Consider the following 24,150-nt stretch of genomic DNA (forward strand, 5'->3'; position numbering starts at 1 on the left):
CGGTCGCTGTCCCGGTCACCTGGGGGTGACCACCTTGTAGTTCCTGGGCACCTGCGCGTCGGGCCGGCGCAGGTACAGCGGCCGGGGCGCCAGGAGTTCCTCGCCGGCCGCGAGCCGCTCGGCGGCCAGGGCGGCCAGGGCGGCGGCGGACACGTGCTCGGGCGCGTGCGCCCGGGGGAAGGTGTCCGGGTAGAGCAGCGCGCCCGCGCCGACCGCGGGCAGCCCCGCCACCTGGCCGGCGAGGTCGGCGGGACGGTCGACGGCCGGGTCGGTCAGGCGGGTGCGGGAGTCGGCGTAGCGGGCCCAGTAGACCTCCTTGCGGCGGGCGTCGGTCGCCACCACGAAGGGGCCGTCCAGGTCGGCGGCGTAGGCCAGGCCGTCCAGCGTGCACACGCCGTGCACGGGCACGCCGAGCGCCAGCCCGAAGGTCTCCGCGGTCATCAGGCCGACCCGCAGCCCGGTGTACGGGCCCGGCCCGACGCCCACGACGATGCCGGTGACGGCGTCGAGCCGGCGGCCGGCCCGGTCCAGCACCCGGTCGACGGCGGGCAGCAGCAGCTCACCGTGGCGGCGGGCGTCGACCTGGCTCGACGAGGCGATGACGTCCGTGCCGTCGTGCAGGGCGACGGTCACGGCGGGAGTGGCGGTATCCAGAGCGAGCAAGAGCACGCGAACAGCCTACGGCGGCCCGGGGACCCGTGTCGGCCGACCCGGTCCGGCGGTCACCGGCTGCTACCGTCGCCGCACCAGCAGCACGTACGACGCCGAGGTGGTCGCCAGTGCCCAGCAGCAGCTCCGCAGTCGTCACCGGGCTCACCGCGGCGGCCCTGGGGACCGTCGGCGTCCTCGCCTACCAGGCGTCGGCGAACGCCCCCGCCGGCCTGGACCGGCCCCGCGCCAGCGCGAGCCCCGCCCCCGGCCCCGGCGCCACGAAGGCCCCCCGCGACAGACGGCACCCGCACGCCCTGCCCGCCGGGTCCGGTACGGGTGAACGGGTCGTGTACTCGGTGGACGACGACCGGGTCTGGCTGGTCGGCGCGGGCGACCGGGTCCGGCGCACGTTCGCGGTCGCGCCCGGCGCGGTGGACCCCCGGCCGGGCGTCTACGCGGTCACCTCCCGCTCCAACCGGGTCACCGGCTCCGACGGCGTCCCCGTGGAGCACGTGGTGCGCTTCACCAGCGTGGACGGCGTGGTGGTCGGCTTCAGCGCGGCGGTGGACGGCTCCCCGGCGAGGCCCCCGGCGGCCGGGGCGCGCACCGGCGGCATCCGGGAGAGCCGCGAGGACGGCGCGGCGATGTGGGACTTCGCGACGATCGGCCAGAAGGTGGTCGTCGTCCGCTGAGACGTGTCCCTCGTCGCCTGAGCCGTCTCTCTCGTCGCCTGAGCCGTGTCCCTCGCCGCCGGGATTCCGACAAGACGTCGGGAAAACGTTGCGCTCCGCTTCCCCGGCGTGGTCACATGGTATCCAGTCCGTGGTTAGGTATGCCTAACCACGTCCGCCCCCGCCCCTCAGGAGGCGACCATGTCGGCTTCCCAGCCCCAGGCCCGGCCCCCGCTGCCGGTCCCGTCCGAGGTGTCGATGCGCGACCTGCTCGCGTCGTGCGCCGCGGCGGCGGCCGTCTCGACCCCGCCGCGCGCCCCCGAACCGGAGCCCCGCCGGCGGGCCGGGGAGCAGCGCGAGGCGGCCTGACCGCTACCCGGTGAGGGTGCTCAGGCCGGCCGTGGCCCAGCGGGCGCCGACGCCGGTCACGGTGACGTGCCGGACCTCGTCGGCGGTGTCCCCGACGGCCCGGTGGATCACCAGGTGGAGCCGGTCCTCGGTGAGTTCCTCGACCTTGCCCTCGCCCCACTCCACGACGACCACGGACTCGGGCAGGGAGACGTCCAGGTCCAGGTCCTCCATCTCGTCCAGCCCGCCGGACAGCCGGTAGGCGTCGACGTGGACCAGCGGCGGCCCGTCGCCGAGCGAGGGGTGCACCCGGGCGATCACGAACGTCGGCGAGGTGACCGCGCCGCGCACGCCGAGGCCCTCGCCGAGCCCCCGGGTGAGCGTCGTCTTGCCCGCGCCCAGCTCCCCGCTCAGCATCACCAGGTCCCCGGCCCGCAGCAGCCCGGCCAGCCTGCGGCCCAGCTCCCGCATCCGCTCGGGGGAGGTGACGGTGATCTCGACGACGGGGGCGGGCTCAGCGGGGCCGCGCGCTGCTGCTGGTGCTTCCATAGCCGTCCACGGTAGTACCTGCCGGGACGGCACCGGCGCGCACCAGCAGGTCGGCGAGGCGGTCGGTGACCAGCTCCGGGTGCTCAAGCATCACCAGGTGCCCGGCGTCCGGGACGAGGACCAGTTCGGCGCCGGGCAGCAGGTCGGCGATGGCCTCGCTGTGCTCGCTGGGCGTGACCAGGTCCCGCACCCCGGCCAGCACCAGCACGGGCAGCTCCGCGAACCGGGCCAGCGCCGCGGTCTTGTCGTGGTCGTCGAAGGCCGGGTAGAACTCGGCGACCACGTCTATCGGCGTGGCCTCGATCATCCGCTCGGCGAACCGGGCGACGGCCGGATCGACGTCCCGGGCCGCGAACGAGTACCGCTTGATGACCCCGGCGAACAGGTCCGCGGTCGCCCGGCGCCCCCTCTCCACCAGCTCCGCCCGCTGTCCCAGGGCCTTCAGCACCCCGGGCAGCACCCGCCGCACCGCGTTGACCCCGGCCACCGGCAGCCCGAAGTTGACCTCCCCGAGCCGCCCCGACGAGGTGCCCACCAGCGCCACCCCGACGACCCGGTCGCGGATCAGCTCGGGGTACTGGTCGGCCAGCGCCATCACGGTCATCCCGCCCATGCTGTGCCCGACCAGGACGACCGGCCCCTCGGGCACCGCCGCGTCGAGCACCGCCTTCAGGTCCCGGCCCAGTTCGTCGATGCTGACCGGCGCGCCGCCCCGCGCCTGCGCCACGCCCCGCCCGGAGCGGCCGTGGCTGCGCTGGTCCCAGTAGACGGCCCGTACGGCACCGCGCAGCGCCTCGCGCTGGAAGTGCCAGGAGTCCTGGTTGAGGCAGTAGCCGTGGCAGAAGACGACGGTCGCGGGGGCGGGGGTCTTGCGGCCGAACAGCCGGCGGCGGCGCGGCGCGGGGCCGCCCTCCGGCTCGATGTCGTCCACCTCGTAGTACAGCTCGGTGCCATCGTCGGCGTACGCCTGGCCGGGTGTGCCGCGCAGCGCGCCGTAGGGTCCGGCGGAGTCCAGGGCGAGGCGGGCCTTGCGGCGGATGCCGCGGCCGACCGTCAGCCGTTCTATCGCCACCCCGGCCGCGGCTCCCGCCGCGACCACGCCGATCACCGCCCCCGCCAGGCCGGTCGCCCGGCGCCGGCCGCCGGCGGCGGCACCGGCCGCGGCCTCGGTGGCGGAGGCGACGGCCGCCGCGGCGACGTCCGCGACGGCCTGCCCGCTGCTCTCGCTCACGTACCGCTCCTCTTCGCCGGCCCGGCCCCGTGCCGCTGGCCCCTAGGGCTCTGGTTCACCCGAAAGTGTGCGTCATGCACACGCCGGGGTCACTCGTTCACATAGACCCGGGGAACGCGCGCACCGATGCGGGTGACGATCTCGTACGCGATGGTGCCGGCCGCCTGGGCCCAGTCCTCGGCGGTGGGCTCGCCCCGGTCGCCCGGTCCGAACAGCACCGCCTCGGCGCCGGCCGCGGGCCGGTCGCCGCCCAGGTCGACCACGAACTGGTCCATCGCGATCCGCCCGGCGACCGTGCGCCACTTGCCGTCGACCAGGACGGGGGCGGCGGAGGAGGCGTGCCGGGGGATGCCGTCGCCGTAGCCGAGGGGGACCAGGCCCAGGGTGGTCTCGCCGGGGGTGGTGTAGTGGTGCCCGTAACTCACCCCGTGCCCGCCGGGCACCCGCTTGACCAGCGCGAGCGAGGCGGCCAGCGTCATCGCCGGGCGCAGTCCGAAGTCGGCGGGGGTGCCGACCTCGGGGCTGGGCGAGATGCCGTACAGGGCGATGCCGGGGCGGACGAGGTCGTAGTGCGCCTCGGGGAGCGTGAGGGTGGCGGGCGAGTTGGCGATGTGCCGCACCTCGGGCCGGACGCCCTCGCCCTCCGCGTACGCGGTCATCTCCCGGAACAGGTCGAGCTGGGCGCGGATCGAGGGGTGGCCGGGCTCGTCGGCGCGGGCGAAGTGGGACCAGAGGCCGGTGATCCGGACCAGTCCCTCGGCCTCGGCGCGCAGCGCGGCGCCGACCAGTTCCCGCCAGTCCGGTCCGGGCTGGCAGCCGTTGCGCCCGAGGCCGGTGTCGGCCTTGAGCTGAACGCGGGCGGGGCGTCCGGCGCGGCGCGCGGCGGCGGTGACCTCGGTCAGCGCCCACATCGCGCTGACCGACACGTCGAGGTCGGCCTCGATCGCCTCCTGCCAGGGGCCGCCGGGCGTCCAGAGCCAGCACATGATCCGCAGGTCGTCCGGCAGCCCGCCGGCACGCAGCGCCAGCGCCTCCTCCGGGGTGGCGGTGCCCAGCCAGGTCGCACCGGCCTCGACGGCGGCGCGGGCGCACGGGAGGGCGCCGTGGCCGTACCCGTCGGCCTTCACCACGGCCATCAGCGCGGCGCCGCCGATCCGCCCGCGCAGCGCCCGCACATTGCTCCGCAACGCGCCCAGATCCACCTCGGCCCAGCCCCGCACCGACGCACCCCGCTCCACACTCTCGCTCAATCAGAGACTCCCAGTCTCTCAGAGCGGCCCGGCGGGGGTTCTAGAGCGTGAGGGTGGCGCCCGGTGCGAGGCGGGTGACCGGGACGCCGGTGAGGCCCTGCTCGCCCAGGAGACGGGCGGTGGAGGTCTGGCCCAGCTCGCTGAGCATCAGCTCGTGGATCTGGACGACGCGGTCGGGCCGGACGGCGCGGACGTACTCGGCGGCCTCGCCGAGCTTGGTCCAGGGGCCGCTGGTGGGCAGCAGCAAGGTGCGTACGGGGGCGTCGGGTACGTGATAGGCGTCGCCGGGGTGGTAGAGGGCGCCGCCGTCCAGGAGGTAGCCGACGTTGTCCGGGCGGGGTACGTCGGCGTGGATCGGGGCGTGCCGGTGGCCGTGCACGGCGACGGCGACCGGGCCGACGGCGAAGGTGTCACCGGCGGTGACGGCACGCACCCGCTCGTCGCCGCCCAGGGCCCGCGCGACGGCGGCCGTGCCGTAGACGCGCAGCTCGGGCCGGGCGTCCAGGGCGGCGGCGATCAGCTTCTCGTCGAAGTGGTCGAAGTGCTCGTGGGTGACCAGAACGGCGTCCGCCCGCGCGACGGCCTCCGCCGCGTCCGGGGTGAGCGTGCCGGGGTCGATGACCAGCCGGGTGCCGTCCTTCTCGACGGTGACACAGGCGTGGGCGTGCTTGGTGAGGCGCACGGGGTTCCTCTCGGGGGCGGTATGTCGGGCGCATGTCTACAGCAAAACTGTACAACCATTCTCTACACCTTGGCTGTACAGTTTGGGTGCAGAGAATCGGTAGACTCCCGCCATGGATGACCAGCGACTGGCCGAGGAACTCCGTTCGACCATCGGGCACCTGGTGCGCACGGTGCGGGGCGCCGACACGATGCCCTCCGGCGAGGCCGCCGTCCTGGGCCACCTGGACCGCGGTGGCCCGCTGACCACCGCCGATGTCGCCCACCGGTGGGGCGTGAGCCACCAGTCGGCGGCGCGGGCCGTCAAGGACCTGCTGGCCCAGGGCCTGGTGCGGTCCGAGGCCCACCCGAGCGACGGGCGCAAGCTGCTGCTGCACCTCACGCCGGCCGGCCGCGACCGGCTGGCCGCGGAGCGCCGCCGCCGCGCGGACTGGCTCGGCGCCGCGATCGGCGAGGCCCTCACCCCGGAGGAACGGCACACCCTCGCGGCGGCCCTGCCCCTGCTGGGCCGCTTGGACGCCTACCTGAAGGGCAAGTAGGCGGGGCGAGGGCGGGCCGCGGTCAAGCGACCCCGTCCCCCACCTCCCGGACGTCCCGCCAGACCCGCCCCACCGCGCCCGCCACGTCCTCCGCCGATACCGGCGCCCCCTGCGCCGTCACCCGGCCCGCCAGCCCGTGCAGGTACGCCCCCACGCTCCCCGCGTCCACCACCGACAGCCCCGCCGCCAGCAGCGACCCCGCCAGCCCGGACAGCACGTCCCCGCTCCCGGCCGTGGCCAGCCAGGGCGTCCCCGTCGGGTTGACCCGTACCGGTCCCCCGGCCGGACCGGCCACCACCGTGGTCGACCCCTTGAGCAGCACCGCCGCCCCGTACCGCCGGGCCAGTTCCCGTGCCGAGGTGACCCGTGCGGCCTCGACCTCCTCCCGGGACACCTCCAGCAGCGCCGCCGCCTCTCCCGCGTGCGGCGTCATCAGCGTCGGCGCCGACCGCCGCCGTACCGCGTCCGCGTCCGCCAGCCGCAGCCCGTCCGCGTCGATCAGCACCGGTACGTCCGCCGCCACCACCTCCGCCACCGTGCCCGCGTCGTCCCCGATCCCCGGCCCGACGACCCACGCCTGGACCCGCCCGGCCCGCGCCGGCCCCCGGTCGGACACGAGGGTCTCGGGGAACCGGGCGATCACCGCGTCCCCGGCCGGACCGACGTACCGCACCGCCCCGGCCCCGCCCCGCAGCGCGCCGGAGACGGCGAGGACGGCGGCGCCCGGGTACCGGGCCGAGCCCGCCGCGATGCCGACCACGCCCCGCCGGTACTTGTCGCTCTCGGCCCCCGGCACCGGCAGCAGCCGGGCCACGTCGGCGTGCTGGAGCGCCTCCGCCTCGGCCCGCCCGGCCGGCAGCGACAGCCCGATGCCGACCAGCCGCACCGAGCCCGCGTACTCCCGTGCCGGGTCGATCAGCAGCCCCGGCTTGTGCGCGCCGAACGTCACCGTCAGATCGGCCCGGACCGCTTCGCCCCGCACCTCGCCGGTGTCGGCGTCCACCCCGCTCGGCAGGTCGACCGCGACGACGGCCGCCCGGGACCGCCGGGCCGCCTCGGCGAGCGGTACCGCCGCCGGCCGCAGCCCGCCCTTGCCACCGATGCCGACGATCCCGTCGAGGACCAGGTCGGCCCGTTCGATCAGTGCCTCCCCCGCCCCGGCCGCCGCGACCCGGCCGCCGGCCCGGCGCAGCGCCGCGAGTCCCCCGGCGTGCGCCCGCTCGGGCGCGAGCAGCACCGCGTGCACGCCCGCGCCGCGCCGGGCGAGCCGCGCCCCGGCGTACAGCGCGTCGCCGCCGTTGTCGCCGCTGCCGACCAGCAGCACGACCCGGCTGCCGTACACCCGCCCGAGCAGTTCGGCGCAGGCGGCGGCGAGTCCGGCCGCCGCCCGCTGCATCAACGCTCCCTCGGGGAGCCGGGCCATCAGCTCCCGCTCCGCCGCCCTGACCGTCTCCACGCTGTACGCAGTCCGCATACGCCCGAGTCTCCCGTACCTCACCGGTCCCGTCGTGTCCCTTGACACCTTGCCCACCGACCGGCGACGACACGGTCCTCATCCAGGGCGTCCCGGCGTCACCCCTCCGCGATCACCACCGCCGACGCCACCCCGGCGTCATGGCTCAGCGACACATGCCACGTCGCGACGCCCAGCTCCGCCGCCCGCGCCGCCACCGTCCCCGTCACCCGCAGCCGGGGCCGCCCGCTGTCCTCGACGTACACCTCGGCGTCGGTCCACAGCAGCCCGCCCGGCGCGCCGAGCGCCTTGGCCAGCGCCTCCTTCGCCGCGAACCGCGCGGCCAGCGAGGCGACCCCGCGCCGCTCCCCGCTCGGCAGTCGCAGCTCACTGTCCAGGAACAGCCGCCGCGCCATCCCCGGCGTACGCTCCAGCGCCGCCCCGAACCGCTCGATCTCGGCCACGTCGATCCCGACCCCGATGATGCTCATGCGGAGACCTTACGAGGCGGTCCCGTCCGACTCCCCGAGAAAGAGGTCCTCGACCCGCTCGACCGTCACGGCCCGCCCGAGCCATTCGTCGAGCCGGGCGAGATCCGTGCACGTGACGACCCGCTCCCGTACCTCATCGGAAACAGCGATCCCCCGCACCTCCAGCACCCGCAGGACGCCTTCCGCCTTGCCCTTGGCCTCCCCTAGGACTTTGCCCTGCGCCTCACCCGCAGCTTTACCCTTGGCCTCACCTTCGTAGTAAGCCTCCTCAAAGACCGTTCCCCTGCCCGGGAAGTAAGAAATAACCACTCGGTCACCCCTTCGAGCGCCGGATCACCATTGACGCCACCCGCTTCGAAGCGCCCAGTTCACACCAGACGACCTTCCCGCGAGCACCCTTCCGTGCCAGCGGCTGCCAGCCCCACACGTCGGCACAGGCCCGCACCAGGGCCAGGCCCCGGCCGTCCTCGGCGTCCACGTCCGCGAAGGCGAGCGGCGGCTCCGGCGGCGACGGGTCCGCGTCCCACGCGCCGATGCGCAGTACGCCGTTCCCCGACCAGCACACGCGCAGAGCGGCCGGCCCCTCGGTGTGCCGTACGGCGTTCGAGACCAGCTCCGTGGCCAGCAGTTCCGCGACGTCGACCAGGCCGATCAGGCCGTGCACCGTGAGGATCAGCCGGAGAGTGCGGCGGCAGACGGTGACGGCACGGACGTCGTTCGGGATGTGGAGGGAGTACTCCCACGGGTCATTTCCGAGCATGCGGCGACTCCAGCGTGCTTGCGTGGTCGAAGGTGGTGGCCGGTGTCGGTGCCGCATCCACAAGGGCAGGGCGAAGCGGTGCACTTCCGGCACGTGAGTGGCGCACAGAGTGTGCGTCACGTCACTGACCGTAGACCTTGAATGAAATACCAAGCAAGCGAACCGCGTAATCTGCCCTCGAATGAGGAGCGTTCTCGGGCGCGTTGAACCTAGGAGACGTTCATGGCTTTGCGGCGAGATCCCACGGCGCGCCAGAAGCGCCTGGCAACCGAACTGCGCCGACTGCGCGATGCCGCGGGTCTCAAAGCTGGTGAGGCCGCGGAGCTGCTCGGAGTGAGTCGAGTTCAGATCAGCCAGATCGAAACCGCCCTGGCAGGTGTGAGCGAGACCCGTCTGCGCCGCCTCGCGGCCCACTACATGTGCACGGACGAGCGACTGATCGACGCCCTGGTCGCCCTGGCGACCGACCGTACCCGCGGCTGGTGGGAGGAGTACCGATGGCTGCTGCCGACTCCCTTCCTCGACCTTGCCGAACTGGAGCACCACGCCACGTTCCTGCGGGAGGTCCAGTTCCAGTTCATCCCCGGCCCGCTCCAGACCGAGGACTACGCACGCGCAGTCTTCTCCTACCGCGTCCCCGAACTCCCCCGTACGGAGGTGGAGTTGCGCGTCCGCCACCGGATGCGACGCAAGACGGCGCTCGAAGGGACCCCGTACGAGGCGATCATTCACGAGGCCGCACTGCGCATCATGGTCGGAACCCGTGCCGCATCACGCGCGCAGCTCGACCACCTGCTGCGCCTCACGGAGGCCGATCACGTCACCGTGCGCGTCATCCCCTTCTCCTTGGAGGGGTTCGCCGGTGCCGCGAGCGCGATGGTGTACGCGGGTGGCTCCGTCCCCCAGTTGGACACCGTCGCACGCGACGCACCGCACGGTACGACGTTCATCGACTCAGAGGCACAACTCGGCGCCTTTCGAACGCTGTTCCATAAGGTGGAGAGCGCGTCGCTCGATCCCGCTCGGTCGCGCGACTTCATCCACAGGCTGGCGAAGGAGCTGTGAGACACCCATGGGCACCCCCGGCAACTGGCGCAAGTCGTCCTACTCAGGTCCCGGCGACGGCAACTCCTGCGTAGAGATAGCCGACACCCGCACCCAGGTGGCCGTCCGGGATTCCAAGAATCTCGCCTACGGCGCCCTCACCTTCCCCGTCGCCGCCTTCGCCCCCTTCCTCGACGCGCTCAAGCAGCCTCACTCCACCGTCACCGACTTCGCCAGGTTGCGCGGCTGATCGACCTCGTTGCCGCGGGCCGTCGCCAGTTCGCAGGCGAAGACCTGGAGGGGGACCGTGGCGACCAGGGGCTGGAGCAGGGTGGGGGTGGCGGGGATGCGGATGAGGTGGTCGGCGTACGGCTCGACCGTGGCGTCGCCCTCCTCCGCGATGACGATCGTGCGGGCGCCCCGGGCGCGGATCTCCTGGATGTTGGAGACGATCTTGTCGTGCAGCAGGGACCGCCCGCGCGGCGAGGGCACCACCACGACGACCGGCACGTCCTGCTCGATCAGCGCGATCGGCCCGTGCTTCAGCTCGCCGGCCGCGAAGCCCTCGGCGTGCATGTAGGCGAGTTCCTTGAGCTTGAGGGCGCCTTCCAGGGCGACCGGGTAGCCGACGTGCCGGCCGAGGAAGAGCACCGTGTCCTTGCCGGCCAGGGACCGCGCCAGCTCCCGTACCGGCTCCATGGTGCCCAGGACCTGGTCGACCGCGCCGGAGATCCGGGCCAGGTCACGGACGACCGCGCGGATCTCGTCGCCCCACTTGGTGCCGCGGACCTGCCCGAGGTAGAGGGCGACGAGGTAGCAGGCGACCAACTGGGTCAGGAACGCCTTGGTCGAGGCGACGGCGACCTCGGGACCGGCGTGCGTGTAGAGCACCGCGTCGGACTCGCGGGGGATGGTCGAGCCGTTGGTGTTGCAGATGGCCAGCACCCGGGAGCCCTGCTCGCGGGCGTGCCGCAGCGCCATCAGGGTGTCCATGGTCTCGCCGGACTGGGAGATGGCGATCACCAGGGAGCGCGGGTCCAGGATGGGGTCGCGGTAGCGGAACTCGCTGGCCAGCTCCACCTCGCAGGGAATCCGCGTCCAGTGCTCGATGGCGTACTTGGCGATCAGCCCGGCGTGGAAGGCCGTACCGCAGGCGACGATGACCACCTTGTCGATCTCGCGCAGCTCCGCGGCCGGGATGCGCACCTCGTCCAGCGTCAGCGACCCCGCCTCGTCGATCCGGCCGAGCAGGGTGTCGGCGACCGCCTTCGGCTGCTCGGCGATCTCCTTGAGCATGAAGGAGGCGTACCCGTCCTTCTGCGCGGCGGAGGCGTCCCAGTCGACGTGGTAGGCGCGCACGTCGGCGGGCCGGCCGTCGAAGCCGGTCACCGTCACGCCGTCCCGGCGCAGCTCGACCACCTGGTCCTGGCCGAGTTCCACGGCCTCCCGGGTGTGCGCGATGAACGCCGCCACATCGGAGGCGAGGAACGCCTCGCCCTCGCCGATCCCGACCACCAGCGGCGAGTTCCGCCGGGCGCCGACCACCACGTCCGGCTCGTCCGCGTGCACCGCGACCAGCGTGAACGCCCCCTCCAGGCGCCGGCAGACCAGCCGCATCGCCTCGGCCAGGTCGGCGCAGGAGGAGAACTCCTCGGCGAGCAGATGGGCGACGACCTCGGTGTCGGTCTCGGAGGCGAGGCCGTGGCCGCGCCCGGTCAGCTCCGCCCTGAGCGCGGCGAAGTTCTCGATGATGCCGTTGTGGACCACGGCGACCCGGCCCGCGTTGTCCAGGTGCGGGTGGGCGTTGGCGTCGGTGGGGCCGCCGTGGGTGGCCCAGCGGGTGTGGCCGATGCCGGTGGTGCCGGTCGGCAGCGGGCGCTCGGACAGCTCCTTCTCCAGGTTGACGAGCTTCCCGGCCCGCTTGGCGGGGGCCAGCCCGCCGTCCGCGAGCACGGCGACGCCCGCCGAGTCGTACCCCCGGTACTCCAGCCGCTTCAGTCCGGCCATCACGACATCGAGCGCCGACTGCGACCCCACGTAACCCACGATTCCGCACATGACCGGCAGCCTACGGTCAGCTCCGATCACGAACCCGTCATTCCGTGCCCGAAATCGGAAATTCCCACCGGGGTACGAACGCCGTCGCGCGCATCCTCCGGCGTGACGCACTCCACCCGCCACCCCGTTCGAACTCCGTTAACAATGGAATGTGATCTCTCCGGTCCCCTCGATACCCCGGAGCGCCCACCGGCATCGGCCGGAGGCGACTCCCTACGTCGATCTCACCCGTGCCGAGTGGAGCGCGCTGCGCGACAAGACGCCGCTGCCGCTCACCGCCGAGGAGGTCGAGAAGCTGCGCGGCCTCGGTGACGTCATCGACCTCGACGAGGTGCGGGACATCTACCTCCCGCTCTCCCGCCTGCTCAACCTCTACGTCGGCGCCACCGACGGCCTGCGCGGCGCGCTGAACACCTTCCTCGGCGAGCAGGGCTCCCAGTCCGGCACCCCCTTCGTCATCGGCGTGGCCGGCTCGGTCGCGGTCGGCAAGTCCACCGTCGCCCGCCTGCTCCAGGCGCTGCTGTCCCGCTGGCCCGAGCACCCGCGGGTCGAGCTGGTCACCACGGACGGCTTCCTGCTGCCGACCAGGGAGCTGGAGGCCCGGGGCCTGATGTCCCGCAAGGGCTTCCCCGAGTCGTACGACCGCCGGGCCCTGACCCGGTTCGTCGCCGACATCAAGGCCGGGAAGGCCGAGGTCACGGCACCGGTCTACTCCCACCTGATCTACGACATCGTGCCGGGCGAGAAGCTGACCGTGCGCCGCCCCGACATCCTGATCGTCGAGGGCCTGAACGTCCTCCAGCCCGCCCTGCCCGGCAAGGACGGCCGCACCCGGGTGGGCCTCGCCGACTACTTCGACTTCAGCGTGTACGTCGACGCCCGCACCGAGGACATCGAGCGCTGGTACCTGGACCGCTTCAAGAAACTGCGCGCGACCGCCTTCCAGAACCCCTCCTCGTACTTCCGCAAGTACACCCAGGTCTCGGAGGAGGAGGCGCTGGAGTACGCCCGCACCACCTGGCGGACGATCAACAGGCCCAACCTGGTGGAGAACGTCGCCCCGACCCGCGGCCGGGCCACCCTGATCCTGCGCAAGGGCCCCGACCACAAGGTGCAGAGGCTGCGGCTGCGCAAGCTGTGACACGCGGTTGAATGGGTGCCATGCTGCATCTGCGCCTGATCACCCCGGCCGAGAAGACCGACGCCGTGGTCCGCCTGATCGACCGGACGGTCGGCACCGCCCACCTGGTCGTCCTGCCCGGCGCCGCCCACCGGCCGGCCGGTGACGTCGTGATGTGCGACGTGGCGCGGGAGGCCGCTGACGAACTGATCGACGGGCTGCGCGCGCTGGACCTCGACACCTGCGGCGCGATCACCGCCGAGAACATCGACCTGTCGCTGTCGGAGTACGCCGACCGGGCCGAGCGGGAGGCGCCGGGCGAGGGCGCCGACGCGGTGCTGTGGGAGCAGTTGGCGGAGGCCACGCACGAGGAGTCGACCCTGTCGGTCACCTACGTCGCGTTCATCACCCTCGCCACGATGATCGCGGCCTGCGGTGTGGTGCTGGACAACGCGATCCTGATCGTCGGCGCGATGGCGGTGGGCCCGGAGTTCGGGCCGCTGGCCGGTATCTGCACGGCGGTCGTGCAGCGCAGCCCCAGGCTGGCGCTGCGCTCGGTGACCGCGCTGCTGGTGGGCTTCGCCGTGGCCATGACGATCACCGCCGGGTTCGGCCTCTTCATGGACGCCGTCGGCCTGTTCAGCGAGGGGCGACTGGAGGCCGAACGGCCCAACACCGGCTTCATCTACGCCCCGGACTGGTTCTCGTTCGTCGTGGCGGTCCTCGCGGGCGCCGCGGGCACCCTCTCCCTGACCTCGGCCAAGTCGGGCGCCCTGGTCGGCGTCGCCATCTCGGTCACCACGGTCCCGGCCGCCGCGAACGCGGCCATCGCCCTCCTCTACGGCGACACCCACCAGGGCTGGCGCTCAGCCGAACAGCTCCTCCTCAACCTCCTGGGCATCATCCTGGCCGGCACCCTGACCCTGCTCCTGCAAAAGGCCCTGTGGTCAACAAAGAAACGCCGGACGAGCTGAAGCGCCCCCATAGGGGCGCGGGGCTGTATCGATATGCGGCTCCGCCGCGTGGGCGCGATCAACCACGACGCACCCGCGGCCCGCACACCACCGCACCCCCCACCCCGAACCCGCCCCGAAGAACTACCCCAGCGCAGACTTCACCGCATCCGCCAACCGCCCCGCCACAGCCCGAGCCTGCTCGATATCCGCCGCCTCCACCATCACCCGCACCAGCGGCTCCGTCCCGGACGGCCGCAGCAGCACCCGCCCGGTCCCCCCCAGCTCCCGCTCCGCCTCGCTCACCGCCGTCGCCAGCTCCGCCGACGTCGACACCCGCCCCTTGTCCACGTCGGGCACATTGACCAGCACCTGCGGCAGCCGCGCCATCACGGAGGCCAGCTCCCGCAGCGTACGGCCGGTCTGCGCGACCCGCGCCGCCAGCAGCAGCCCGGTCAGCGTGCCGTCCCCGGTGGTGGCGTGGTCCAGCACGATGACGTGCCCGGACTGCTCGCCGCCGAGGGCGTACCCGTGTTCTTTCATCTCCTCCAGCACGTACCGGTCGCCGACCGCGGTCTGGACGAGGTGGATGCCCTCGCGTTCCATGGCGAGCTTGAAGCCCAGGTTGGACATGACGGTGGCGACAACGGTGTCGGAGCGCAGCGCGGACCGCTCCCGCAGCGCCAGCGCGAGCACCGCCAGGATCTGGTCGCCGTCGACCTCCTCGCCGGTGTGGTCCACGGCCAGGCACCGGTCGGCGTCGCCGTCGTGCGCGATGCCGAGGTGCGCGCCGTGCTCGACGACGGCGGTCTTGAGCAGGTCGAGGTGGGTGGAGCCGCAGCCGTCGTTGATGTTGAGGCCGTCGGGGGCGGCACCGATGGTGACGACCTCGGCGCCGGCCCGGGTGAACGCCTCGGGCGATACTCGGGCGGCGGCGCCGTGCGCCTCGTCAAGGACGATCTTCAGCCCGTCGAGCCGGTTCGGCAGGGCGCCGACGAGGTGGGCGATGTACTGCTCGGTCCCCTCCAGGTAGTCCCGCACCCGGCCGACACCGGCGCCGGTCGGCCGGTCCCAGGGGGCGCCGGTGCGGTGCTCGGCGTAGACCGACTCGATGCGGTCCTCCAGCTCGTCGGCGAGTTTGTGGCCGCCGCGGGCGAAGAACTTGATGCCGTTGTCGGGCATGGCGTTGTGGCTGGCGGAGAGCATCACGCCGAGGTCGGCGCCGAGCGCACCGGTGAGGTGGGCGACGGCGGGGGTCGGCAGCACGCCGACCCGCAGCACGTCCACGCCGGCGCTGGCCAGACCCGCGACCACGGCGGCCTCCAGGAACTCCCCGGACGCGCGCGGATCACGGCCGACCACGGCGGTCGGCCGGTGTCCCTCGAACGTGCCCGCCTCGGCCAGTACGTGCGCCGCGGCGACGGAGAGGCCGAGTGCCAGCTCGGCCGTCAGGTCCGCGTTGGCGACGCCGCGCACGCCGTCCGTGCCGAAGAGTCGTCCCACTTGTCCTCCTGAGGAAGCGTCAGATGCTGAGCCGCACCGACAATCCGATCACACAAGCCTTTGAGCGTCTTGTGCCGTTATACGCCCCCGGCTGGGGATAAACGAACGCCCCGGGGGCACGAAAGGCGTGCCGCCGGGGCGTTCGGAGTACGCGCAGCGCGTCGGAGATTTAGCGCTTGCTGTACTGCGGGGCCTTGCGGGCCTTCTTCAGACCGGCCTTCTTCCGCTCGACCGCACGGTCGTCGCGGCGCAGGAAGCCGGCCTTCTTCAGCGGGCCACGGTTGTTGTCGACGTCGGCCTCGTTGAGGGCGCGCGCGACACCGAGGCGGAGGGCACCGGCCTGGCCGGAGACGCCGCCACCGGCGATGCGGGCGATGACGTCGTAGCGGCCCTCCAGCTCGAGCACCTTGAAGGGCTCGTTGACCTCCTGCTGGTGCACCTTGTTCGGGAAGTAGTCCTCGAGGGTGCGGCCGTTGATCTTCCACTTGCCGGTGCCCGGGACGATCCGGACACGGGCGATGGCGTTCTTGCGGCGGCCCAGGCCGGCGGCCGGCTGGGGCTCGCCGAAGCGGGAGGCCAGGGACTCCGAGGTGTACTCGCCCTCGACGGGGACCTCGGACTCGGTGGTGTAGCTGTCGATGTCAAGCTCTTCGAGCGGCTGCTCGGCAGTGGTCTCGGCCACGATTCTCCTCAGATTCTCTTCAGTCTTAGGGGGTGGCCGGACTTACTGCGCGACCTGGGTGATCTCGTACGGCTGCGGCTGCTGCGCGCCGTGCGGGTGCTGGTCACCCTTGTAGACCTTCAGCTTCGAGAGCATCTGACGGCCCAGCGTGTTCTTGGGGAGCATGCCCTTGACGGCCTTCTCGATGGCCTTCTCGGGGTTCTTGTCCAGCAGCTCGTCGTAGCGGACCGAGCGCAGACCGCCCGGGTAGCCGGAGTGGCGGTAGGCCATCTTCTGGGTCCGCTTGTTGCCGGAGAGGTGCACCTTGTCGGCGTTGATGATGATGACGAAGTCACCGGTGTCGACGTGGGGCGCGTAGATCGGCTTGTGCTTGCCCCGCAGAAGGGAGGCCGCGGTGGAGGCGAGACGACCCAGGACGACGTCCTGAGCATCGATGACGTGCCACTGGCGCGTCACATCGCCGGGCTTGGGGCTGTACGTACGCACGGTTCGTAGCCTTCGCTTCGAGTGAATGGTCCTGACAAGGTCACCGAAACGATCACGACAGCCTTGACCGCACGGCGGCGACGCAAACCGCACACGTGGAGTCGCTGGTCATCGGCCCGGTGGACCGGTGTAAGGGCCCGTCCCGTGAGAATGAGCAAGCCAATACACAACGAACAAGCAGGATACCGGGGTGCCCCAGGAGGGTCAAAACGAGGGATCGCCGTCACCCGGTGCCACTGCTGTCCACCTCTACTGTACGTGCCCGCCGCGGTAGACCGGCGCGGGCGCCTTCCGGGACCCGGCCGGCCCGGCCCCGTACGGAGTGCAGGGCGACCGTGGCGGCCAGCGCACCGAGCGTGAAGGCGTCCTTGAGGGCGCGCTGCCGGGGCGCCTCCAGACCGGGCCAGGTGACCCCGGGCAGTTGCGGGACCAGGGCGAGCCAGAACCAGGGCCGCCGGGCGACACCGTCCTCGTAGGGCACTCCGGCCAGCAGCAGGGGCACCACGACCAGGAGGTAGTGGTCGTAGGAGGGGCGGGAGACCAGGAACGCGGAGAGCATCAGGCCGGCCCCGGTCTCGGCGAGGCGGAGCGGGCCGGGGCCGGCCCGCCGCCAGCGCCGGCGGGCGCAGAGCACCCCGGCGCCGGCCGCGAGCAGGGCGATCACCTGGGCGAGCGGGCCGGGTACGCCGAGGCGGGGCAGGACGGCCGGGAGGGACGCCTCCCAGGAGCGGACGAAGCCGTCGTCGCCGTGGAGCAGGAAGGGCAGGGTGCGGGTGAAGAAACCGGCCGGGTCGGGCATCAGCAGCGCCGCCGCGCCGGAGGCCAGGGCCGGCACCAGGACCGCCGCCGCCAGCGCCCGCCACCGCCCGGCCAGCAGGAACAGCAGGGCGACCGGGGCGAGCAGCGGCTTGAGCGCCACGGCGGCGCCGAGCACCGCGCCCGCCGCGACCCAGCGGCCCCGGTCCGCCAGCAGCAGGCAGAGCGGCAGCGCGGCGGCCGCGGTGACCGTCCAGTTGCCCAGGTGGATCAGGTGCCCGAAGGGCGCGAACCCGGCCGCCAGCGCGGTCAGGCCGAGCACGCCGAGCCTGCTGGTGCCCGGCACCCGGTGCAGTTGCAGGGCGCAGCCCCAGCCCGCGGTGAGCAGGACGGTCACGGCACAGGGCACCAGCGCGCGCAGCGCCGCGTCGGGCAGCAGGGCCTGCGGGACGGCGGCCAGCACGGCGCTCGGGAAGTAGAGGAAGTGCGGGTCGTCGTAGGGGTCGCCGCCCGCGAGCCAGGCGCGGGCGGCCCGGACCACGATCGCGTTGTCCATCCCGCCGTCGGGTCTGGCCCGTGCCGTGCTCGCCGCCAGTGCCGCCAGCACCGCCGCCAGGGCCGCCCACGCGGCCCCACCCGCCGGTCGTACCAACCACCCGGAGATGTCGCTTTTGCCCGTCCGCATGGGAGGAACGCTAGGCGCTGCGGGGCCCGTTGAGGCGGACCAGCGCGCCGCCCGGCCCGTCTAAGATGCGGCCCATGAGCTTTGGGCAGGGGGGACCCGACTCCGGGTGGGATCCCTGGAAACCGCAATCGCAGCAGCAGTCCTGGAGCGGCGGCGGCGACGCGCCGGACTGGGCCGCGCTCGCCGAGGCGTCCGAGGCCCGCGCCAAGCGGCGCAGGCTGCTGTTCATCTGCGGCGGGGCGCTGGCCACGGTGGCGGTGGCGGCCGCCGTCGCGGTGGCGGTGGTCTCGGCGGACGGCACCGGTTCGGCCTCCGACCAGCCGTCCTCGCAACTGCCGTCGACGGCCGGGCTGCCGAGCGCGACCGCGACGGCCCCCTCGTTCGCGCCGACCAGCGCGCCGCCGCCGCTGGACCCGAAGGACTTCATCGCCAGCGCCAAGAAGGACACCGCGCCGCTCGGCCCGGACGTCCTCTTCCCCGGCACCCAGCTCACCATGAACGAGACGGTCTACAAGAAGGGCCCGACCGCCGACACCCGCACCTGCTCCGGCGCCGCCCAGCAGAGCCTGCCGCCGCTGCTCACCGCCAACGGCTGCACCCGTATGATCCGCGTCACTTACACCAAGGGCGACATCGCGGTGACCGTCGGGGTGGCCGTCTTCGACACGGAGGCGCAGGCCACGGCGACCAAGTCGCAGGCGGACACCAAGAGCAACATCCGGTCGCTCTCCGGCGGCGGGGTGGACCCGTTCTGCACCGGCCAGATCTGCCGGTCCACCACCAACTCCTACGGCCGGTACGCCTACTTCACCCTGGCCGGCTTCACCAGCGGCAAGGACGTCACCGAGCAGGACACCGCGGTCTTCCGGGCCGGCGACGACCTGGCGCGGTTCACCTTCGACCAGATCCACCGGCGCGGCCAGGCCCAGGCATCGGCGGCGGCCACCCGCTAGGAAGCGGGGGGACCTGGGGGGCTAACACCCCGCGCAACCGGCCGCCCCGGGCAGGGAGCGCCGGTTGCGCGCCTCCCGGCTGCGGGCCGCGAGCAGCTCGTCCGCCGGATAGCCGACCTCCTCCAGCGTCAGCCCGTGCGGCCGTACGACATGCACCGCCGAGTCCCGTACGCCGCCCGCCAGCACCTTCCCCGGCCAGTCCGGCGTCCGGTGCCCGTCCCCGACGAACAGCAGCGCGCCGATCAGCGAGCGCACCATGTTGTGGCAGAAGGCGTCGGCCCGCACGGTGGCGGTGATCACCCCGTCCGCCCCCCGGACCAGGCTCAGCTCCTGGAGCGTACGGATGGTGGTGGCGCCCTCCCGCCGCTTGCAGTACGCGGCGAAGTCGTGCTCCCCGAGCAGCGCCCGCGCGGCCTCATTCATGGCGTCCACGTCGAGCGGCCAGTCGTGCCACAGCACATGTCCGCGCAGCAGCGGGTCGACGCCGCCCGGATGATCGGTGACCCGGTAGGCGTAGCGCCGCCAGATGGCGGAGAACCGCGCGTCGAACCCGTCCGGTGCCGGTCTGACCGACCAGATCCGCACGTCCTTGGGCAACCGCCCGGCGAGCCGCTTCAGCAGCTTCTCCCGGTGCGCGTCCCAGACCTCCCGCGGCAGATCCACATGCGCGACCTGGCCCCGGGCGTGCACCCCGGCATCGGTCCGCCCGGCCACGGTCAGCTCGTACGTCCGTTCCGACCGCGTGACCGTCCGCAGGGCGTCCTCGATCTCCCCCTGCACGGTCCGCCGCCCCCCGGCCTGCTTGGCCCACCCGGAGAACCCGGCCCCGTCGTACGACAGATCGAGCCGCACCCGCACTTCATCACTCACAACCAGTTCCTCTCAGCACCGAAAAGCGGGCCCGCCCCCGGGAAAGGGACGGACCCGCCAACGCCCTGAAGGGGCGCGGGGAACTGCGCGACCAGCCACGACGAACCCGCGGCCGACCGCACAGCCCCCGCCAGAACGCTTACGCGTCCTTGGACTCCTCGGCCGGCGCCTCGGCGGCCTCGTCGGCCTTGGTCTCCTCGACCTTGGCCTCCTCGGACTCCTTGACCGCGCGCTTCGTCGCGGCCTCGGCCTCGCCCGTCGCCTGCTGGGCGACGGTCAGCGCCTCGACCAGCTCGATGACGGCCATGGGCGCGTTGTCACCACGGCGGTTGCCGATCTTGGTGATACGGGTGTAGCCACCGGGACGGTTCTCGTACCGCGGGCCGATCTCGGTGAAGAGCGTGTGGACGACGCTCTTGTCCGTGATGACCTGGAGCACCTGACGGCGGTTGTGAAGGTCGCCCTTCTTCGCCTTGGTGACCAGACGCTCGGCGTACGGACGCAGCTTGCGCGCCTTCGCCTCGGTCGTGGTGATGCGGCCGTGCTCGAACAGCGACTTCGCGAGGTTCGCGAGCAGCAGCTTCTCGTGCGCGGCGCTGCCGCCCAGACGGGCACCCTTGGTGGGCTTCGGCATGGTGTCTCTCCTAGGTGTCTGCCCCGGCCGTATCAGGTACCGGAGTCAGTATCCGAGCAGGCGGACGCCTGTCGGAGATCCGGGCCGGGCCCCGAGGGGGCCGGTCCGGAAGGGGCGCGGGGCGGTGTCGATGTGCGACTCCGTCGCGTGGGCGCGACAAGCCGCAGCGCACCCGCACCCACAACGCATCGTCAGTACTGCTCGGTCTCCACGAACCCGGCGTCCGCGTCGTCGTCCGCGCCGAACGCGTCCGCCGCGGCGGTCGGGTCGAACCCGGGGGGCGAGTCCTTGAGCGCCAGGCCCATGCCCGCCAGCTTCGCCTTGACCTCGTCGATCGACTTGGCGCCGAAGTTGCGGATGTCGAGCAGGTCCGCCTCGGACCGCGCGACCAGCTCGCCCACGGAGTGGATGCCCTCGCGCTTCAGGCAGTTGTACGACCGGACGGTCAGCTCCAGCTCCTCGATCGGGAGCGCGAGGTCGGCCGCCAGCGCCGCGTCCGTCGGGGACGGACCCATGTCGATGCCCTCGGCGTCGATGTTCAGCTCGCGGGCGAGACCGAACAGCTCGACCAGGGTCTTGCCGGCCGAGGCCATGGCGTCGCGCGGACGCATCGCCTGCTTGGTCTCGACGTCGACGATCAGCTTGTCGAAGTCGGTGCGCTGCTCGACACGCGTCGCCTCGACCTTGTACGTGACCTTGAGGACCGGCGAGTAGATCGAGTCGACCGGGATACGGCCGATCTCCTGGCCGACCTGCTTGTTCTGCACGGCGGAGACATAGCCGCGACCGCGCTCGACGGTCAGCTCCATCTCCAGCTTGCCCTTGCCGTTGAGCGTGGCGAGGACCAGGTCGGGGTTGTGCACCTCGACACCGGCCGGGGGCGCGATGTCGGCGGCGGTGACCAGACCCGGGCCCTGCTTGCGCAGGTACATCACGACCGGCTCGTCGTGCTCCGAGGAGACCACGAGCTGCTTGATGTTGAGGATCAGGTCGGTGACGTCCTCCTTGACGCCCGGCACGGTGGTGAACTCGTGCAGCACGCCGTCGATCCGGATGCTGGTGACGGCGGCACCGGGGATCGAGGAGAGGAGGGTCCGGCGGAGGGAGTTGCCGAGGGTGTAGCCGAAGCCCGGCTCCAGCGGCTCGATCACGAACCGGGAGCGGAACTCGTCGACGACCTCTTCGGTCAACGAGGGACGCTGAGCGATCAGCATGTGTGTTCCTTCAGTCAGGGGCGCCCGCTATATGACGCCCGACTTGGTACTGCAAGGGTACGGGCGATACGGCCCCTTTCGGGAGCCGTACCGCCCGGAAAGTCCCTGCAAAGCGCAATCAGACGCGACGGCGCTTCGGCGGACGGCAGCCGTTGTGCGGGGTCGGGGTGACGTCCTGGATGGAGCCGACCTCGAGACCGGTCGCCTGGAGGGAACGGATCGCGGTCTCACGACCGGAACCCGGGCCCTTGACGAACACGTCGACCTTGCGCATGCCGTGCTCCTGGGCGCGGCGGGCGGCCGACTCGGCGGCCATCTGCGCGGCGAACGGCGTGGACTTCCGGGAGCCCTTGAAGCCGACGTGGCCGGCGGAGGCCCAGGAGATCACGTTGCCGGTCGGGTCGGTGATCGACACGATCGTGTTGTTGAACGTGCTCTTGATGTGCGCGTGGCCGTGAGCGACGTTCTTCTTTTCCTTGCGGCGCACCTTCTTGGCAGCGCCCTGACGACCCTTGGGGGGCATCTATAACTCCTACGGGGAGGTGGTCGGTCCTACAGCGAAGACCGCTGATGAAGCGTTGTCCGCTGAGGACTACTTCTTGCCCGGCTTCTTCTTGCCGGCGATGGCGCGACGCGGGCCCTTGCGGGTACGCGCGTTCGTGCTGGTGCGCTGACCGCGGACGGGCAGACCACGACGGTGACGCAGACCCTGGTAGGTACCGATCTCGACCTTGCGGCGGATGTCGGCCTGGATCTCGCGACGGAGGTCACCCTCGGTCTTGATGTTGTTGTCGACGTACTCGCGGATCGCGACGAGCTGCTCTTCGGTGAGGTCGCGAACACGGGTGTTCGGGTCCACGCCGGTGGCAGCGAGCGTCTGCTGCGAGAGGGTCCGGCCGATGCCGAACACGTAGGTGAGGGCGATCTCCACACGCTTTTCGCGCGGGATGTCAACACCGGAAACGCGTGCCATTCAATGGCTCCTGGTGATCTTCGGAGGTCTTCCACAGGACCGGCTCCCAGCCGCCGTACGAGGTACGAACTGGGTCCCCGGCCTCCGAACCGGGGGTGTCAGGCGCCGAGGCGCCCGGGACCTGCGTATGAACATATTCAGCTCGCGTCGCGCGAATCTCTGCGGAGAAGCAGAGGGTCTGGTTCTGCGGTCAGCCCTGGCGCTGCTTGTGGCGCGGGTTCTCGCAGATGACCATGACCCGACCGTGACGGCGGATCACCCTGCACTTGTCGCAGATCTTCTTGACGCTCGGCTTGACCTTCATGGGATGTGAGGTTCTCCGGGTCAGTTGCCGGCCGTCCCTCGTCGTTGCCGCCGCGGGACGTGGGCAAGATCTACTTGTACCGGTAGACGATCCGGCCACGCGTCAGGTCGTACGGAGACAGCTCCACCACGACCCGGTCGTCAGGGAGGATACGGATGTAGTGCATACGCATCTTGCCGCTGATGTGTGCCAGGACCTGGTGGCCGTTCTGGAGCTCGACCTTGAACATGGCGTTCGGCAGAGACTCGACGACAGTGCCCTCGATCTCGATGGCACCCTGCTTCTTGGCCACGCTTCGCCCTTCGAATCGACTACCTTGATCGACCCCCGGGCACCCCTAGGCGCATGCAGACATGCGGGTGCACAAGAGCCGACGAGTCAGTCTACGACAGCACTCCCGAAAAGGCGAAACGAGGAAGTCTGCCCCAGCCCCTAGATCGTTACGCAAGCGGGTCCGGCGCCGCCGTGATCCCGTACTCGGCGAGCTTGGCCTTGCCGCCGTCGGGGGCGGTCAGCACCAGGGGGCCGTCCTCGGTGAGGGCGACGGAGTGCTCCCAGTGGGAGGACCAGGTGCCGTCCGTGGTGATGACGGTCCAGTCGTCCTGGAGCACCTCGGTCTTCGGCGTGCCCAGCGACACCATCGGCTCGATGGCCAGGCAGAGGCCGGGGACCAGCTTCGGGCCCTTGCCGCGCCGGCGGTCGACGTAGTTCAGCAGGTGCGGGTCCATGTGCATCTCGGTGCCGATGCCGTGGCCGCCGTAGTCCTCGATGATCCCGTACCGGCCGCCGCCCGGCTTGGGCTGGCGGCGGATGTAGGTCTCGATGGCCCGGGAGATGTCCACCAGGCGGTTGCCCTGCTTCATGGCCGCGATGCCGGCCCACATGGACTCCTCGGTGACCCGGGACAGCTCGACCAGCTCCGGAGCGTGCCCGGAGCCGACGAAGGCCGTGTACGCGGCGTCGCCGTGCCAGCCGTCGATGATCGCGCCGCAGTCCACGGAGATGATGTCCCCGTCCTTGAGCACCACCTCGTCGGAGGGGATGCCGTGCACCACGACCTCGTTCACGGAGGTGCAGATGGTCGCGGGGAAGCCGCCGTAGCCGAGGAAGTTCGGCTTGGCGCCGTGGTCGGCCAGCACCTTGCGGGCCACCTGGTCCAGGTCCCTGGTGGTGGCACCGGGCACCGCCGCCTCCCGCGTGGCCGCGTGGATGGCGGCGACGACCAGCCCCGCCTCACGCATCTTGGCGATCTGCTCGGGGCTCTTGATCTGCACCATGGGGGCTGCGGCCT

Annotated in this window: 30 protein-coding genes; 8 read left to right on the forward strand and 22 right to left on the reverse strand. The window is 72.2% G+C overall.

All coding sequences use genetic code 11. The annotated features are described in order from the left end of the window. Nucleotides 1–15 precede the first annotated feature (15 nt). A complete protein-coding gene (tsaB, locus tag IE316_RS21455) occupies nt 16–669 on the reverse strand; it encodes a tRNA (adenosine(37)-N6)-threonylcarbamoyltransferase complex dimerization subunit type 1 TsaB (protein ID WP_190206056.1) in 654 nt (217 codons plus the stop codon). Between the two features lie 110 nt (nt 670–779). Between tsaB and IE316_RS21460 the strand changes: the two genes are divergently transcribed. Then, entirely contained in the window at nt 780–1,343 is a 564-nt protein-coding gene (locus IE316_RS21460; protein WP_190206057.1) for a hypothetical protein, read from the forward strand. Between the two features lie 180 nt (nt 1,344–1,523). Next, a complete protein-coding gene (locus IE316_RS21465; RefSeq protein ID WP_190206058.1) occupies nt 1,524–1,691 on the forward strand; it encodes a hypothetical protein in 168 nt (55 codons plus the stop codon). 3 nt (nt 1,692–1,694) lie between these two features. Here the strand turns inward: IE316_RS21465 and tsaE are convergent, their stop codons facing one another. The 4 genes from tsaE to IE316_RS21485 all read right to left on the reverse strand — a co-directional run bounded on the left by tsaE (nt 1,695) and on the right by IE316_RS21485 (nt 5,382). Further along, nucleotides 1,695–2,219 carry a tRNA (adenosine(37)-N6)-threonylcarbamoyltransferase complex ATPase subunit type 1 TsaE gene (tsaE, locus tag IE316_RS21470; RefSeq protein WP_190206059.1) on the reverse strand — a complete coding sequence of 175 codons (525 nt, stop codon included), beginning with the start codon at nt 2,217–2,219 and terminating at the stop codon, nt 1,695–1,697. Continuing rightward, nucleotides 2,185–3,450, reverse strand: a complete 1,266-nt coding sequence (locus IE316_RS21475; RefSeq protein WP_190206060.1) for an alpha/beta fold hydrolase — start codon at nt 3,448–3,450, stop codon at nt 2,185–2,187. The genes tsaE and IE316_RS21475 overlap by 35 nt, the downstream gene beginning before the upstream one ends. Nucleotides 3,451–3,539: 89 nt before the next feature. Next, on the reverse strand, nt 3,540–4,700 hold the full coding sequence (alr, locus tag IE316_RS21480; protein ID WP_190206061.1) for an alanine racemase: 1,161 nt from the start codon (nt 4,698–4,700) through the stop codon (nt 3,540–3,542). Nucleotides 4,701–4,740: 40 nt separating this feature from the next. Next, on the reverse strand, nt 4,741–5,382 hold the full coding sequence (locus IE316_RS21485) for an MBL fold metallo-hydrolase (protein ID WP_190206062.1): 642 nt from the start codon (nt 5,380–5,382) through the stop codon (nt 4,741–4,743). 112 nt (nt 5,383–5,494) lie between these two features. Here IE316_RS21485 and IE316_RS21490 point away from each other — a divergent pair, with 112 nt between their 5' ends. Beyond that, nucleotides 5,495–5,920, forward strand: coding sequence for a MarR family winged helix-turn-helix transcriptional regulator (locus tag IE316_RS21490; RefSeq protein WP_190206063.1), 426 nt, complete (start codon nt 5,495–5,497; stop codon nt 5,918–5,920). Nucleotides 5,921–5,942: 22 nt separating this feature from the next. Here IE316_RS21490 and IE316_RS21495 read toward each other — a convergent pair whose 3' ends face one another. The 4 genes from IE316_RS21495 to IE316_RS21510 form a co-directional block, all read right to left on the reverse strand. Then, complete coding sequence (locus tag IE316_RS21495; RefSeq protein ID WP_190206064.1) at nt 5,943–7,394, reverse strand: NAD(P)H-hydrate dehydratase; 1,452 nt, start codon at nt 7,392–7,394, stop codon at nt 5,943–5,945. A 98-nt stretch (nt 7,395–7,492) separates the two neighbouring features. After that, a complete protein-coding gene (locus tag IE316_RS21500) occupies nt 7,493–7,864 on the reverse strand; it encodes a holo-ACP synthase (protein ID WP_190206065.1) in 372 nt (123 codons plus the stop codon). A gap of 9 nt (nt 7,865–7,873) precedes the next feature. Beyond that, nucleotides 7,874–8,173: an RpnC/YadD family protein gene (locus IE316_RS21505; protein WP_190206066.1), complete on the reverse strand. Its 300-nt coding sequence runs from the start codon at nt 8,171–8,173 to the stop codon at nt 7,874–7,876. Between the two features lie 4 nt (nt 8,174–8,177). Beyond that, nucleotides 8,178–8,624 (reverse strand): ATP-binding protein, encoded by a 447-nt coding sequence (locus tag IE316_RS21510; RefSeq protein WP_190206067.1) that lies wholly within the window; start codon nt 8,622–8,624, stop codon nt 8,178–8,180. Between the two features lie 222 nt (nt 8,625–8,846). Here IE316_RS21510 and IE316_RS21515 point away from each other — a divergent pair, with 222 nt between their 5' ends. Then, the gene (locus IE316_RS21515) at nt 8,847–9,689 is read left to right on the forward strand and encodes a helix-turn-helix domain-containing protein (protein ID WP_190206068.1); all 843 of its coding nucleotides are present in this window, start codon (nt 8,847–8,849) and stop codon (nt 9,687–9,689) included. A 7-nt stretch (nt 9,690–9,696) separates the two neighbouring features. Beyond that, nucleotides 9,697–9,918 carry a DUF397 domain-containing protein gene (locus tag IE316_RS21520; protein ID WP_190206069.1) on the forward strand — a complete coding sequence of 74 codons (222 nt, stop codon included), beginning with the start codon at nt 9,697–9,699 and terminating at the stop codon, nt 9,916–9,918. Here the strand turns inward: IE316_RS21520 and glmS are convergent. Continuing rightward, nucleotides 9,879–11,726 carry a glutamine--fructose-6-phosphate transaminase (isomerizing) gene (glmS, locus tag IE316_RS21525; protein ID WP_190206070.1) on the reverse strand — a complete coding sequence of 616 codons (1,848 nt, stop codon included), beginning with the start codon at nt 11,724–11,726 and terminating at the stop codon, nt 9,879–9,881. The two genes, IE316_RS21520 and glmS, sit on opposite strands and share 40 nt — an antisense overlap. A 151-nt stretch (nt 11,727–11,877) precedes the next feature. On the opposite strand from glmS, the gene coaA reads away from it, so the two are divergent. Beyond that, the gene (gene coaA, locus IE316_RS21530) at nt 11,878–12,867 is read left to right on the forward strand and encodes a type I pantothenate kinase (RefSeq protein ID WP_190206071.1); all 990 of its coding nucleotides are present in this window, start codon (nt 11,878–11,880) and stop codon (nt 12,865–12,867) included. A 20-nt stretch (nt 12,868–12,887) separates the two neighbouring features. Continuing rightward, nucleotides 12,888–13,820, forward strand: a complete 933-nt coding sequence (locus tag IE316_RS21535; protein ID WP_190206072.1) for a DUF389 domain-containing protein — start codon at nt 12,888–12,890, stop codon at nt 13,818–13,820. A 123-nt stretch (nt 13,821–13,943) separates the two neighbouring features. Here the strand turns inward: IE316_RS21535 and glmM are convergent, their stop codons facing one another. The 4 genes from glmM to IE316_RS21555 form a co-directional block, all read right to left on the reverse strand. Further along, nucleotides 13,944–15,302, reverse strand: a complete 1,359-nt coding sequence (gene glmM, locus IE316_RS21540) for a phosphoglucosamine mutase (RefSeq protein ID WP_190206073.1) — start codon at nt 15,300–15,302, stop codon at nt 13,944–13,946. 169 nt (nt 15,303–15,471) lie between these two features. Next, nucleotides 15,472–15,984 (reverse strand): 30S ribosomal protein S9, encoded by a 513-nt coding sequence (gene rpsI, locus IE316_RS21545; RefSeq protein WP_003998795.1) that lies wholly within the window; start codon nt 15,982–15,984, stop codon nt 15,472–15,474. Nucleotides 15,985–16,026: 42 nt separating this feature from the next. Further along, nucleotides 16,027–16,470 carry a 50S ribosomal protein L13 gene (gene rplM / locus IE316_RS21550; RefSeq protein ID WP_190206074.1) on the reverse strand — a complete coding sequence of 148 codons (444 nt, stop codon included), beginning with the start codon at nt 16,468–16,470 and terminating at the stop codon, nt 16,027–16,029. 223 nt (nt 16,471–16,693) lie between these two features. Beyond that, entirely contained in the window at nt 16,694–17,911 is a 1,218-nt protein-coding gene (locus IE316_RS21555) for a glycosyltransferase 87 family protein (RefSeq protein WP_190206075.1), read from the reverse strand. A gap of 74 nt (nt 17,912–17,985) precedes the next feature. Between IE316_RS21555 and IE316_RS21560 the strand changes: the two genes are divergently transcribed. Next, nucleotides 17,986–18,864 carry a hypothetical protein gene (locus IE316_RS21560; RefSeq protein ID WP_190206076.1) on the forward strand — a complete coding sequence of 293 codons (879 nt, stop codon included), beginning with the start codon at nt 17,986–17,988 and terminating at the stop codon, nt 18,862–18,864. Between the two features lie 21 nt (nt 18,865–18,885). On the opposite strand, the gene truA is transcribed toward IE316_RS21560, so the two are convergent. The 8 genes from truA to map form a co-directional block, all read right to left on the reverse strand. Continuing rightward, entirely contained in the window at nt 18,886–19,734 is an 849-nt protein-coding gene (gene truA / locus IE316_RS21565) for a tRNA pseudouridine(38-40) synthase TruA (protein ID WP_229910506.1), read from the reverse strand. A 139-nt stretch (nt 19,735–19,873) separates the two neighbouring features. Beyond that, nucleotides 19,874–20,368: a 50S ribosomal protein L17 gene (gene rplQ, locus IE316_RS21570; RefSeq protein ID WP_190206077.1), complete on the reverse strand. Its 495-nt coding sequence runs from the start codon at nt 20,366–20,368 to the stop codon at nt 19,874–19,876. A gap of 191 nt (nt 20,369–20,559) precedes the next feature. After that, on the reverse strand, nt 20,560–21,582 hold the full coding sequence (locus tag IE316_RS21575) for a DNA-directed RNA polymerase subunit alpha (protein ID WP_003966937.1): 1,023 nt from the start codon (nt 21,580–21,582) through the stop codon (nt 20,560–20,562). Between the two features lie 118 nt (nt 21,583–21,700). Next, nucleotides 21,701–22,105 (reverse strand): 30S ribosomal protein S11, encoded by a 405-nt coding sequence (gene rpsK / locus IE316_RS21580; RefSeq protein ID WP_003948617.1) that lies wholly within the window; start codon nt 22,103–22,105, stop codon nt 21,701–21,703. 69 nt (nt 22,106–22,174) lie between these two features. After that, nucleotides 22,175–22,555 (reverse strand): 30S ribosomal protein S13, encoded by a 381-nt coding sequence (gene rpsM, locus IE316_RS21585; RefSeq protein ID WP_006130767.1) that lies wholly within the window; start codon nt 22,553–22,555, stop codon nt 22,175–22,177. A 190-nt stretch (nt 22,556–22,745) separates the two neighbouring features. Then, nucleotides 22,746–22,859 (reverse strand): 50S ribosomal protein L36, encoded by a 114-nt coding sequence (gene rpmJ, locus IE316_RS21590; protein ID WP_003998809.1) that lies wholly within the window; start codon nt 22,857–22,859, stop codon nt 22,746–22,748. A 70-nt stretch (nt 22,860–22,929) separates the two neighbouring features. Continuing rightward, nucleotides 22,930–23,151 carry a translation initiation factor IF-1 gene (gene infA / locus IE316_RS21595; protein ID WP_003948620.1) on the reverse strand — a complete coding sequence of 74 codons (222 nt, stop codon included), beginning with the start codon at nt 23,149–23,151 and terminating at the stop codon, nt 22,930–22,932. Nucleotides 23,152–23,299: 148 nt separating this feature from the next. After that, nucleotides 23,300–24,136 carry a type I methionyl aminopeptidase gene (gene map / locus IE316_RS21600; RefSeq protein WP_190206078.1) on the reverse strand — a complete coding sequence of 279 codons (837 nt, stop codon included), beginning with the start codon at nt 24,134–24,136 and terminating at the stop codon, nt 23,300–23,302. Between the last annotated feature and the right edge of the window lie 14 nt (nt 24,137–24,150).

This window comes from Streptomyces fumanus, assembly GCF_014655295.1.
In the GTDB taxonomy this organism is placed as follows: Bacteria; Actinomycetota; Actinomycetes; order Streptomycetales; family Streptomycetaceae; genus Streptomyces; species Streptomyces fumanus.